This is a genomic window from Tepidibacter formicigenes DSM 15518, from assembly GCF_900142235.1.
Taxonomy (GTDB): domain Bacteria; phylum Bacillota; class Clostridia; order Peptostreptococcales; family Peptostreptococcaceae; genus Tepidibacter; species Tepidibacter formicigenes.
Genome location: NZ_FRAE01000020.1, coordinates 1 through 12,800, shown reverse-complemented (window position 1 = coordinate 12,800; position 12,800 = coordinate 1). Strand labels below are relative to the sequence as shown.

The 12,800-nt window shown below is 27.3% G+C and carries 13 protein-coding genes; 12 read left to right on the top strand and 1 reads right to left on the bottom strand.

Annotation, left to right across the window (positions count from 1 at the left end; translation table 11 throughout):
- Positions 1-13 precede the first annotated feature (13 nt).
- Both BUA77_RS05560 and BUA77_RS05555 read left to right on the top strand, forming a co-directional pair.
- Positions 14-796 carry an electron transfer flavoprotein subunit beta/FixA family protein gene (locus BUA77_RS05560; RefSeq protein ID WP_072888144.1) on the top strand — a complete coding sequence of 261 codons (783 nt, stop codon included), beginning with the start codon at positions 14-16 and terminating at the stop codon, positions 794-796.
- Between the two features lie 12 nt (positions 797-808).
- A complete protein-coding gene (locus tag BUA77_RS05555; protein WP_242939086.1) occupies positions 809-1,810 on the top strand; it encodes an electron transfer flavoprotein subunit alpha/FixB family protein in 1,002 nt (333 codons plus the stop codon).
- 10 nt (positions 1,811-1,820) lie between these two features.
- Here the strand turns inward: BUA77_RS05555 and BUA77_RS05550 are convergent, their stop codons facing one another.
- A complete protein-coding gene (locus BUA77_RS05550) occupies positions 1,821-2,228 on the bottom strand; it encodes a RusA family crossover junction endodeoxyribonuclease (protein WP_072888140.1) in 408 nt (135 codons plus the stop codon).
- A gap of 73 nt (positions 2,229-2,301) precedes the next feature.
- Between BUA77_RS05550 and queG the strand changes: the two genes are divergently transcribed.
- The 10 genes from queG (at position 2,302) to BUA77_RS05500 (ending at position 12,695) form a co-directional block, all read left to right on the top strand.
- Positions 2,302-3,192 carry a tRNA epoxyqueuosine(34) reductase QueG gene (queG, locus tag BUA77_RS05545; protein WP_072888139.1) on the top strand — a complete coding sequence of 297 codons (891 nt, stop codon included), beginning with the start codon at positions 2,302-2,304 and terminating at the stop codon, positions 3,190-3,192.
- Positions 3,193-3,459: 267 nt separating this feature from the next.
- Positions 3,460-5,676 (top strand): Lon protease family protein, encoded by a 2,217-nt coding sequence (locus tag BUA77_RS05540; protein ID WP_072888136.1) that lies wholly within the window; start codon positions 3,460-3,462, stop codon positions 5,674-5,676.
- A gap of 53 nt (positions 5,677-5,729) precedes the next feature.
- Positions 5,730-6,374, top strand: coding sequence for an endonuclease III (gene nth, locus BUA77_RS05535; protein ID WP_242939085.1), 645 nt, complete (start codon positions 5,730-5,732; stop codon positions 6,372-6,374).
- Entirely contained in the window at positions 6,375-7,802 is a 1,428-nt protein-coding gene (locus BUA77_RS05530) for a VanW family protein (RefSeq protein ID WP_072888134.1), read from the top strand.
- A gap of 100 nt (positions 7,803-7,902) precedes the next feature.
- Positions 7,903-8,739: a DUF2225 domain-containing protein gene (locus tag BUA77_RS05525; RefSeq protein WP_072888132.1), complete on the top strand. Its 837-nt coding sequence runs from the start codon at positions 7,903-7,905 to the stop codon at positions 8,737-8,739.
- Positions 8,663-9,223, top strand: a complete 561-nt coding sequence (gene cobU / locus BUA77_RS05520) for a bifunctional adenosylcobinamide kinase/adenosylcobinamide-phosphate guanylyltransferase (protein ID WP_072888130.1) — start codon at positions 8,663-8,665, stop codon at positions 9,221-9,223. The genes BUA77_RS05525 and cobU overlap by 77 nt, the downstream gene beginning before the upstream one ends.
- A 5-nt stretch (positions 9,224-9,228) precedes the next feature.
- On the top strand, positions 9,229-10,098 hold the full coding sequence (gene cobS / locus BUA77_RS05515; protein ID WP_242939084.1) for an adenosylcobinamide-GDP ribazoletransferase: 870 nt from the start codon (positions 9,229-9,231) through the stop codon (positions 10,096-10,098).
- Complete coding sequence (locus BUA77_RS05510) at positions 10,092-10,697, top strand: histidine phosphatase family protein (RefSeq protein ID WP_072888128.1); 606 nt, start codon at positions 10,092-10,094, stop codon at positions 10,695-10,697. The genes cobS and BUA77_RS05510 overlap by 7 nt, the downstream gene beginning before the upstream one ends.
- A gap of 4 nt (positions 10,698-10,701) precedes the next feature.
- Positions 10,702-11,523, top strand: coding sequence for a Cof-type HAD-IIB family hydrolase (locus BUA77_RS05505; RefSeq protein WP_072888126.1), 822 nt, complete (start codon positions 10,702-10,704; stop codon positions 11,521-11,523).
- Between the two features lie 11 nt (positions 11,524-11,534).
- On the top strand, positions 11,535-12,695 hold the full coding sequence (locus tag BUA77_RS05500; protein ID WP_084605544.1) for a DUF362 domain-containing protein: 1,161 nt from the start codon (positions 11,535-11,537) through the stop codon (positions 12,693-12,695).
- The last annotated feature ends 105 nt before the right edge of the window (positions 12,696-12,800 follow it).

The window sequence follows — 12,800 nt, the reverse complement described above, 5'->3', positions numbered from 1 at the left end:
GAGGGGATAATTCATGAATATAGTTGTTTGTATTAAGCAGGTTCCAGATACAACTGAAGTAAAGCTTGACCCTAAAACAGGAACTTTAATTCGTGAAGGAGTTAAAAGTATTATAAATCCAGATGATAAAAGTGGATTAGAAACAGCTTTAAGATTAAAGGAAGAAATAGGTGCTTATGTAACTGTAATTTCAATGGGACCAAAGCAAGCAGAGATAGCTTTAAGAGAGGCAATTGCCATGGGGGCTGATAGGGCAATACTTCTTTGCGATAAACTTTTTGCAGGAGCAGATACATGGGCAACATCTTCAACTTTAGCAGGAGCTATAAAAAAACTAGACTATGACTTAATAATAACAGGAAGACAAGCAATAGATGGAGATACTGCTCAAGTTGGAGTTCAAATAGCTCAGCATTTAGACGTACCATCTATAAGCTATGTTGAAGACTTAGATATTTGTGAAGATGGACTTATTTTAAAAAGAGTATTTGAAGATGGATACTACAAAATGAAAGTTAAAACTCCTTGCTTAATAACAACTTTAAAGGAAATAAATGAACCTAGATACATGAGAGTAAGAGGAATATATGATTGTTTTAAAAATGATAAAGTAGAAATTTGGGATTTTAAAGATATAGAGGTTGACAAGTCAAATATTGGATTAAAAGGTTCTCCTACAAAAGTTAAAAAGTCATTTACTAAAGGTGCAAAGGTAGCAGGAAAAGTATTTGAGGTTACTCCAAAAGAAGCTGCAAAGATTATTATAGAAAAGCTAAAAGAAAAATACATAATATAGGAGGGGAGTATTGTGGAATATAAAGGAGTACTTGTTTTTATAGAGCAAAGAAATAAGGAGGTTCAAAAAGTTTCATTAGAGCTCCTTGGAAAAGGAAGAGAACTTGCTGATAAATTAGGAGTAGATTTAACTGCTGCTGTTTTAGGTTATGATATAGAAAATATTTCAGATGAATTAATTCATTATGGAGCAGATAAAGTAGTAATAGTAGATGATAAAAGATTGAAATATTATATTACAGAGCCGTATACTAAAGCATTAAAAAAAGTAATTGATAATGAAATGCCAGAAATTGTATTAATAGGAGCCACATCTATCGGTAGAGATATTGGACCAAGAGTATCAGCAAGAATACATACTGGACTTACAGCTGATTGTACATCACTTGATATAGACGAAGAAAATAAAAACCTTCTAATGACAAGACCAGCTTTTGGAGGAAATATAATGGCAACTATAGTTTGTCCAGAACATAGGCCTCAAATGGCAACTGTAAGACCTGGAGTTATGCAGAAAATACAAAAAGATATAAATCGTGTAGGAAATATAGAATTTTTTGATGTAAATCTTAGTGATAATGATGTCAATGTAGAAATTTTAGAAATAGTAAAAGAAGAAAAGAAAAAAATAAATATAGAAGATGCAAAAGTTCTTATATCAGGAGGAAGAGGTATAGGAAATAAAGAAAATATATCTATTTTGAAAGAGCTATCTAATGAGTTAAAAGGAGAGGTTTCGGGTTCACGTGCTGTAGTAGATGAGGGCTGGATTAAAAAAGATAGACAAGTAGGACAAACAGGAAAAACAGTAAGACCTGACCTTTACTTTGCGTGTGGTATTTCAGGAGCAATTCAGCATATTGCTGGTATGGAAGATTCTGAATTTATAGTTGCTATTAATAAAAATAAAGAAGCGCCTATATTTGAGGTTGCTGATTTAGGTATAGTTGGAGATTTAAAAAAGGTAATTCCTGCTTTAGTTGAAGAAATAAGAGTATCTAAATTGAAAGATTAAAACCGGTTATTTAGCCGGTTTTTTCAATTTTATAACTCACTTTATATTTTGATGATTCATAAAGTTCTATCTCAACTCTTGGATTTTCTTTATCTATATAGTCAAACAAAAGAACTGGCTTTAGTTGTTTATCATTTTTTATTATTCCACTTTTTTCTATGCCATCACATATACTCTTAGGATAATTATGTAAATCTCCCATTCTTTTATTAGGAAAATATAGTTTTAAAATAGTTATTATATCGCCTTCTAAAGAAGGACCTTGGTACTGTTGATTTATATATCCTGCTATCATGTTTTCGTATGCGATATATTTTGAATGTTTTCCTTGTTTAGGCATCCATGCTTGACCGTGAATATTGTATAGTTTAAAATTAGATTTACTAATAGGTCTTCCGGGTATAGTAATAATTATCATAAAATCACCTCATTAGTATTTTATATTGGTTTATGAAATATAGTCAAATCATATTTTGGGAAAGGAAATACGTATGAAGAAAAAACTAAAAGACTTTTGTAAATCCTTAGGTATAGAAAATGTAGGAATAGCACATATAGGTCCATATAAAGAGCTTGAAGAAATATTAAAAGATAGAATAAATAAGGGGTATTATACAGGCCTTGAAGAAGAAGATATAAAAAAAAGAGTAGATCCAAGAATTACTATGGAGAATGTAAAGTCTATTATTGTATGTTTATTTCCTTATTTCTCGGGAAATGTAAAAAAAACTAATATTTCTAAGTATACATACTCTATAGACTATCATATAATTGTAAAAAATAAGCTTGAGAATATATGTAGTTATTTAAAAGATAATATAAATGATTTTGAATATAAAATATTTGTAGATACTGGACCTTTAGTTGACAGATATCTAGCTAAAATATCGGGAGTTGGATATTTTGGAATAAATAATAACATAATAACTGATAAATATGGATCTTATGTAAGTATAGGGTACATTTTATCTAACTATCCTTTTGAAATAGACAAACCTATTGATAAAACTTGTATAAAATGTGGTCTGTGTATTAAAAAATGTCCAGGAGGAGCTATTCTTGGCAATTTTGAAATAAATCCAAATAAATGTCTTTCTTTTGTAACTCAAAAAAAAGGAGAATTATCGCAAGAAGAAAAAGAAATGTTTATTAAAAATCCTTCTGTATTTGGGTGTGATATATGTCAAGATGTATGTCCACATAACAAAAGAGTGGAAGTTACAAATATTGAAGAATTTAAAAATGATTTGATTTATAAATTAGAATATGAAGAAATAAAAAATATATCTAATAGAGAATTTAAAAGGAGATATGGTAATAGAGCATTTAGTTGGAGAGGTAAGAGTATTATATTAAGAAATTTAGAAATTATAAATAGTTAAATCAAAATAAAAAAATTCGCTTCATGCTATCGCATGGCTCATGTCGCCAACGAGTCCTAACGGACTCCGTTGCTCAAAATAGTTGATACTTTTATTCAGTTACCAAAGTTATCAACAGTTTAAAAAATTTATAATTTCCTATTCGTTATAAAAAGTCATAATATCATTTTCTTAAAGAATGATACTATGACTTTTTTCTTTTAAATTTTTTGCTAAACAAATGAAGTGTTAATACATATTATGTATTAATATGAAAGGGGGTATAGTATGAAATATAAAACAACAGCAGACATTAAGCCTTTGAAGGGAATATTGGGTCAAGAAAAGGCTACATGGGCAATGGAATTTGGTTTAAAGATAGATGATCCAGGATATAACATATATATAAGTGGTGAAACAGGTACAGGAAGAACCTCCTATGCTTTAAATATATTAAAAAAATATGCTAAAGATAGAGCAAAAAATAAAGATTGGTGCTATGTATATAATTTTGAAAATCCAAGAGAGCCAATTGCTTTATCTTTTGAAAAAGGAAAGGGAAAAATATTCAAGAAAGATATAGAAAAATTCATAGAAAATTTATATGATGAACTTCCAAGAGCTTTTGATAGTGAAGAATATGAAAAAGAAAAAAATAAAATATTAGATGAATATGAAATTAAAAAAGAATTATTAATAAAAAAAATGAAGGAACATGGAGAAAAAAAAGGATTTAAATTTAAATCTAATAAGTTTGGAATGATATTTGTTCCAAAAGATGAGAATGTAGACACTACATCGGAAGAATTTTTAAAAGTAAAGAGAGAGCTTGAAAATCTAACAATGCAGGTAGTATCTAAAATAAAAGAACTAGAAAATATAGCAAAAGAAGATTTATTAAATCTTGAAGAAGAAGTAGGAACTATTGTAATAAATCCACAAGTTGATAATTTAATAAAGAAATATGGAGAAGATTATAAAGTAAAAAAATATTTATTTCATTTAAGAGATGATATTTTAGAGAAGATGTACTTATTTTATTTAGATGAAGAAGAGCTTAAAAATATAGATGAAAAACAATATCTAATAAAATATCAAGTTAATTTATTTATAGATAGTGTAGGTAATGGAAATATGGATAGTGCTCCCGTTGTTTTGGAAATTAATCCAAATTATATTAATTTATTTGGAAAGGTTGAGTATGAAAGTGTTAATGGAATAATTAGAACGGATTTTACTAAAATTGTTCCTGGTGCTCTTCATAAAGCTAATGGTGGATATTTAGTAGTATATATAGATCAAGTTTTAAGAAGTCCATATTCTTGGGATATGTTAAAAAGATGTCTACAGGTTAAAGAAGTAAAAATTGATACATTAACAGGAATTAAACCAGAGCCAATACCTATAGATGTAAAAGTTATTCTAATAGGAAGTCAATATCTGTATAATATATTGTATAGATATGATGAAGAATTTAATAAATATTTTAAAGTTATTGTAGATTTTGATAGTGAGATGAACAGAAATGAAGATAATGAAATTGGAGTAGCTAGATTTATTTCATCTTACTGCAATGAAAATAATTTAAAACACTTCACTTATGATGCAGTTAATGTTGTTTTGAAATATAGTTCAAGACTTGTGGAAAATACAAAAAAACTATCTACTAGATTTAATAAAATTGCCGAAATAATAATAGAGTCTAATTTATTTGCAAATATAAGAGGTTCTGAGTTTGTAGAACCAAATGATGTTAAAAAAGCAATTTATGAAAAATGGAATAGAGTTAATAAAATTGAGAAAAAAATAGATGAAATGTATAAAACAGGGCAGTTGTTAATTTCTGTTGAAGGAGAAAAAATAGGAGTAATAAATGGTTTATCAGTTATAAACATGGGTGAATACTCATTTGGAAGACCTGTTGTTATAACTGCAACAACAAGTCCTGGAAATAAGGGAATAATAAATATAGAAAGAGAAGCAAAACTTAGTGGTCGTATACATGATAAAGGGATTTTAATATTAAGTGGGTATTTACTAGAAAATTTTTCAAAAGAAAGACCAGTTTCAATTACTGCAAATATATGCTTTGAACAAAGTTATAGTGGAGTAGATGGAGATAGTGCTTCAGGAGCAGAACTTTATGCACTTTTATCTTCTTTAAGTCAGATTCCTATAAAACAAAATATAGCGGTTACAGGTTCTATAAACCAAAAGGGAGAAGTTCAAGTTGTAGGAGGAGTTACTCAAAAGATAGAAGGATTTTATCATATATGTAAAGCTAAGGGATTAAATGGGAAGCAAGGAGTAATACTACCTAAAAACAATTTAAATAATTTGGTTTTACTTGACGAGGTACAAAAGGCTATTGATGAAGGTAAATTTCATATCTATCCTGTAACTAGAATAGAAGAGGCTATAGAAATTCTAACTGGTAAGCCTTTTGCATATATTTATGATAAAATAATAAATAGACTTAATAAATTTTATGAAATATCAAAGTAGCCTTTAAGGCTATTTTGATATTTTTCAAAACTATTTAAAATGGAAGTGATATTGTGATAGTTGATACTGTTATTAATAAGGTTTTAGATATACTTGAAGATTATTATCCAGATGCAGAATGTGAATTAAACTATGAGACGCCATTTGAACTTTTAGTAGCTACAATTCTATCTGCACAATGTACAGATGTAAGAGTTAATAAGGTAACTAAAGAACTTTTTGCAAGATACAATAAACCTAAAGATTTTAGTAATTTAAAAGAAGAAGAATTAGGAGAAATTATAAAAAGTTGTGGACTTTATAAAAGTAAAGCTAAAAAAATAATTCTATCATCAAAAATTATATTAGATAAATATAATGGACAAGTTCCAAGTAGTTTGGAAGAACTTATTAGCTTACCTGGGGTGGGAAGAAAAACAGCCAATGTTATTTTGAGTAATGTATTTAATGTGCCAGCGATAGCTGTGGATACTCATGTTTTTAGGGTAAGTAATAGAATTGGTATAGTTAAAGGTAAAGATCCTGAAGATACAGAATTTAAATTAATGAATGTAATACCTAAGAAAAGATGGTCAAAAGCACATCATTTGTTTATATTTCATGGAAGAAGAATATGCAAAGCAAGAAGTCCTAAGTGTAGCATATGTCCTATAAATAATTACTGTAATTACTATAAAAAACATGGGGAGGAAATTTAATTGAAAAAAAGTATTCTTTTAATTTTTTTATCAATTCTATTAATATTTTTAACAGGAGGACTTTTATTTAGTTATTCACTTAAAAATAATGGTAAGATTTATGAAAATATTTTTATAGAAAATGTAAACGTAGGCAATTTATCTAAGAAAGAAGCGGTTGATTTAATCAAGTCTAATTATTCTATACAAAACATTAATTTAGTTCATAATAATCAAAAATTCACTTTAAATTTAAATGAAATAGATTTTAAATTTAAAGTTGATGAGGCTGTAGATAAAGCATATGATGTGGGAAGAAATGGAAACTTCTTTATGAATATAAAAAAAATATTAACTTTAAAAAATGGAAAACAAGAGTTTATAGAATTAGAAAAACAATATGATGAAGAAAAACTAGATGATTTTTTAGCAAGTATTGAAAATCGTATAAATAAAGAGCCTAAAAATGCTACTATACAAGTTAAGGGAAAAACTATTAATATTACAAAAGAAGAAAATGGATATGCTGTAGATATAAAAAATTTGAAAGAAACCATATTAACTCAGATAGAAAAGAATGATTATCAAGATATATCAATAATTGTAAAGGAAATACATGCTCAAATTAAGTATGAATATCTTAGTAAAATAGATACTCTTTTAGGAGAATATTCAACTAGATTTAATGTAAGCAATAAAAATAGAACTGAAAATGTTAAGCTTGCATCACAAAAGGTAAATGGAATATTATTAAATCCTGGAGAAGAATTTTCATTTAATGATTCTACTGGAAAAAGAGGTTTATCTCAAGGCTTTAAAATGGCTCCAGTAATTATTCAAGGACAGCTTAAAGAAGGAGTAGCAGGTGGAGTATGTCAAGTATCTTCAACATTATATAATGCAGCACTGTATTCTGGAGTGACTATAACAGATAGAAGAAATCATACTATACCATCTTCTTATGTAGATAAAGGAAGAGATGCTACTGTTTCTTATGGAAGTATAGATTTTAAGTTTAAAAATAACTATCAAAATCCTATATATATAGAAAGTATAGTTAGTGGAAATAATATGATTTCTAGGATATATGGAAATCATAGTGATAAGAAAAATATCAAGATTACTACAAATATTACAAAAACTATACCTAGACAAGTTGAGATAAAAGAAGATCCTACTATGGAAAAAGGAAAAGAAGAAGTAAAAGAGAAAGGAAGAGATGGATATAAAGTAGAAACATATAGATTATATATAGAGAATGGAAATGTTATAAAAAAAGAATTAATATCTAAAAGTTATTATCCACCAAGAAAAAAAATAATAAATAGAGGAACTAAGGAAACTAAAGCGGTTGAAACTATCAAAACCGATGACAATAAAATTAATGATGAAATTAATGATAATTTAGACAGTTTAATATTTGAAAATGAAGATAATGAAATAAATTAATAGTCCTTAAGAATTATATTTATTTTGACGAAATAGACTGTAGGTTTTATCATATATATAGTAGTAAGAACCTATAGTCTATTTTTAAGAGGTGAACATATTGGATAGAGAATTATATGATAAAAAAGTAAAGTGTCCCATATGCATAAATGAATTTACAACTAAAAAGGTAAAAACTTCAGCTCTTAGAACATTAAAAAGAGATACAGATTTTTGTGTTCATTATAAAACGGTAAATCCATATTTTTATAGTATATGGATATGTCCTAAGTGTGGATATGCAGCTACTGAAAGTAAATTTAACTTAATAAAAAAAGAACAACATATTGTAATTAGAGAAAAGGTAACTTCAATATGGAAAGAAAGAGATTATGGATTGAAGAGGGATATTGATACTGCAATAGAGAGTTATAAGTTAGCTTTATATGAAGGAAATATACTAAATTGGAAGAATTCTTATATAGGTGAATTATGTCTTAAATTATCATGGCTGTATAGATATAAGGGAGAAGAAGAGCTTGAACATAAATTTCAAAAGCATTCTTTAGATATATTCACAGATTGTTTTTCAAAAGAGAGATTTCCTATAGCTGGAATGGATTCAGCATCACTTGCTTATTTGATAGGAGAACTTAATAGAAAATTTAAAAATTATGAACAATCAATAAAGTGGTTTCAAATGGCTTTAAGAGATCCTCAAATAAAAAGAAAAAAACTTTTAGAAAATATGGTTAGAGATCAGTGGCTCTTAGTAACAGAAGAATATAAAAAAGTTAAACAGGAGAAAGAAGAAAAAGAAAATAATTTAGAACATAGTGAAGAAGTATATTTAGAAGAGAAGAAAGAGGAGAAGGCTAACTATGAGCAAGATAATAATGGTGACAGGAGGAGCAAGATCAGGAAAAAGTTCTTTTTCAGAAAAGCTATGCAAAGATAAAAAAGGAAAAGTGGCTTATATAGCCACTTCTATAGCATTTGATGAAGGTATGAAGGATAGAATAAAAAAACATAGGCAGTCTAGACCCAAAAATTGGACAACATATGAGATATATAAAGATATTTATAAGGAGATAAGCGAAATATCAAAAGTTAATGATGTAGTACTTTTAGATTGTGTAACATTACTAGTAAACAACCTAATGTTTGAATTTAACATTAACTGGGATAGTTGTTCCAGAGAAGAAATAGATAATATAGAAAATTATATACAAAATCAAATAGATAAATTAATAGATGAAATAAGAAAAACAAATATATACTTTGTATTTGTAACAAACGAATTAGGTATGGGTATAGTTCCCGAAAATAGACTATCTAGAATATATAGAGATATAGCGGGAAGGGTTAATCAGAAAATAGCTAGTTTAAGCGATGAAGTATATTTAGTAGTTAGTGGTATACCTATGAAAATTAAGGGGTAGATTGCATGAGTAAGTTTGGAGAAAATATATTTATGTTAATAGTAGGTATTGTTGCTATATTTTCTTTACTTCGTGAAATTAAAAATAATAAGAGATTTTTGGGGATATTAACTTTTTTAACTAGAATTCCTATAAAAGTAAATGTAGGATTTGATGAAGATTTTCATAAAGGATTGATTTATTTTCCTAGTGTTGGATTTATACTAGGAGTATTATATTTTATTATTACATATATTAGTGTTAAGGTTTTTGGATATTACATAGGAACTGTAATTTTTTTAATATCTCAATGTATTCTTACTGGTGGACTTCACTTAGACGGAGTTGGAGATACATTTGATGGAATTTATAGTTATAGAGATAAAGATAGAATACTTGAGATAATGAAAGATTCTAGGCTTGGAACTAATGCTCTTTTAGCTATTTTATTTTTAGTGCTTTTGAAATTAGGATTTGTATTTAGTATTATATCTAAAAATGTATATTATCCATTAGTATTAGCTCCTGTATTTGGAAGATTAGCTATAGTATTTGCTTGTTATAAGAATAAAAGTCCTAGAGAAAATGGTATGGGAAATGTTTTTATAAATAAAGTTACAGAATCTCAAATAGCTAGTGTTATAGCTAGTACTTTAGGTATTACACTATTTACACTGCTCCTAAATTTAATATTTGGATTTGTAGATATATTACATGGAAGTGTGATAGGATATAATACTTTATTTGTAATTATATTATTTATATTAGTTAGGATATATACAGAATATATAAGTAATATTATTGGTGGTATAACAGGAGATATATTAGGGTGTATATGTGAACTTTCAGAACTTTTATATTTAATATTTATATATATGGGGGTATATAAATGGTAAAATTCATATTTGTAAGGCATGGAATAACTATAGACAATGAAAATATGAGACTTTCAGGATTTATTGATAGTAAATTAAGTGATATAGGAAAAGAGCAAGTAAAGAAAACTTGCAATAGACTTAAATATGAGGGAATAGATTATATATATTCAAGTCCATTAACAAGAGCAGTAGAAACAGCTAGGGAAATAGCAGATTTTAAAAATGTAGAAATTAAAATTTGTCAAAATTTTAGAGAAATGAACTTTGGAGATTTTGAAGGTTTAACGTTTAAAGAAATACAAGATAAATATAAAGATGAATTTAATAAACTTAAAAAGGATGCATTTAAATATAAATTTCCAAATGGAGAAAATATGATAGAATTTCATCATAGAATATCTAGTCAGCTTGATGATATAATAAAAAAACATGATAATGAGACTGTATTAATAGTATCACACTCTGGAGTTATAAGATCTTCTCTTTCTCATCTTTTATCAAAAGATCATATATATCATTGGAATTTCAAAATTGACAACTGTAGTATTACAATTGTAGAAGTTATGGATAACTTTGCTGTAATAAATACTTTAAATAATATAGAACATTTGAGGTGAAAAAATGAGGTATAAATTAATAGTTACAGATATGGATGGAACTTTATTAAGCGATCATAAGGAAATTAGTGAAGAGAATAAAAGAGCTTTAAAAAAAGCACAAGATATGGGAATAAATGTAGCTATAGCTACAGGTAGAATATATACATCTGCAAAGTATTATGCAAAACTTTTAGGCCTTGATACTCCAATTATAGCTTGTAATGGAGCAATAATAAGAGAAGAAAAAACAGGTAATACATTATATGAAAATGTTATTTCTATTGAGGATTCTTTAAAAGTTTTTGATATATGCAATAAATATGATATTTATTATCATTTTTATAATGATAATGGATTTTACTGTAAGGAATTAAATCACTCTTCTTTAGCTTATTCTAAATGGAATGAGTCTCAACCTAAAGAAGATAGGCTTAATATACAGGTAGTAGATAATCCGTTAGAGATTATAAAAAACACAGATAATATATTAAAATTCGTAATAATAGATGAAAATTTAGAAAAACTAGATGAAGTTATGAATGAATTAAAAAAAATAGATACAGTAGAGGTTAGCAAATCTTGGTACAACAATATAGAAGTAATGAGCAAAGGTGTATCTAAAGGGCTTTCCGTAAAAAGGCTTGGAGAATATTTAGGAGTAAAAAAAGAAGAAATAATAACATTTGGGGATAATTTTAATGATTTAAGTATGATTGAATATGCTGGAATGGGAGTTGCCATGGGGAATGCTGAAGAAGTTGTAAAGAAAAATGCGGATTTTGTAACTGCTTCTAATAAGGAAGATGGAGTAGCAAAAGCTTTAAAGGAAATTTTAGATATTTAATGGGAGGAAGTATGAAAGAAGTAGTTATAAAAAAATGTGAAAATTATTTATATGAGAATGTAAAAAGTTCTTTTAAAGATTTATTAAAAGAACTTGGAGGGCTTGAAAAGCACATAAAACCAGGCAGTAAAGTTTTAATAAAAATGAATTTGCTTATGAAAAAAAGGCCTGAAGAAGCTACAACTACCCATCCTATACTTTTAAAGGTATTATCAGAAGAGTTATTAAAATTAAATTGTAAAGTAATAGTAGGAGATAGCCCTGGAGGAGTATATAACGAAAGAGTCCTTAGGGCTATTTATAAAACTTGTGGAATTGAAGATATAGCAAAGGAGCTTGATATAGAGCTTAATTATAACACAGATGAAGTAAGGGTTGAAAATCCTAAGGGAAAGCTTGTTAAGTATCTAACTGTAATAAAACCTATTGAAGATGTAGATCATGTTATATCTTTATGTAAGCTTAAAACTCATGTAATGGCTACTTTTACAGGAGGAGTTAAAAATTTATTTGGAGTAATTCCAGGGCTTTTAAAAGCTGAATATCATTTTAAAATGCCTGATGTTAGAGATTTTACGGACTTATTAGTGGATATATGTGAATATGTAAATCCATGTCTTACTATAATGGATGGAATTGTTGGTATGGAAGGAGAAGGACCCTCTGCAGGAAACCCAAGAAAAGTTGGTGTGATTTTAGGATCATCTAGCCCATATGCACTTGATGTTGTTGCTTGTAATATTATTAATCTAAATCCAAGTAATGTTCCAACTATTCAAAGAAGTGTAGAAAGAAAAATTTTAGAAAAAGATTTTTCTGATATAATAGTAAAAGGTGAAAAAATAGAAAATATTATTATAAAGGATTATAGAATACCAAACACACAAAGTATAGACTTTTTAGAAGGAAGAGTACCTAAGTTCTTACAAAAGTATTTAAATATGTTTTTTAAGCCAAAGCCTATTTTTATGTATAAAAAATGTGTAGGTTGTGGAGAATGTGAAAGAGTTTGTCCACCAAGGGCTATAGATATGAAAGGTAATAAGCCTTATGTTAATTTAGATAAGTGTATAAGGTGTTTTTGCTGTCATGAGCTTTGTCCTAAAAAAGCTGTAGATATAAAAAAACCGTTATTTTTTAAGTATTTTATAGGTAGTTGCAAAATAGAGTGAAAGGTTATCCACAGAAAAATTGAGTTGAAATTACTAAATAGAAAGAGTTATTAACAGTAATATTCAAAAAAAGACGCAGTTAAATAAAGGTTCAGTAAAACCTTT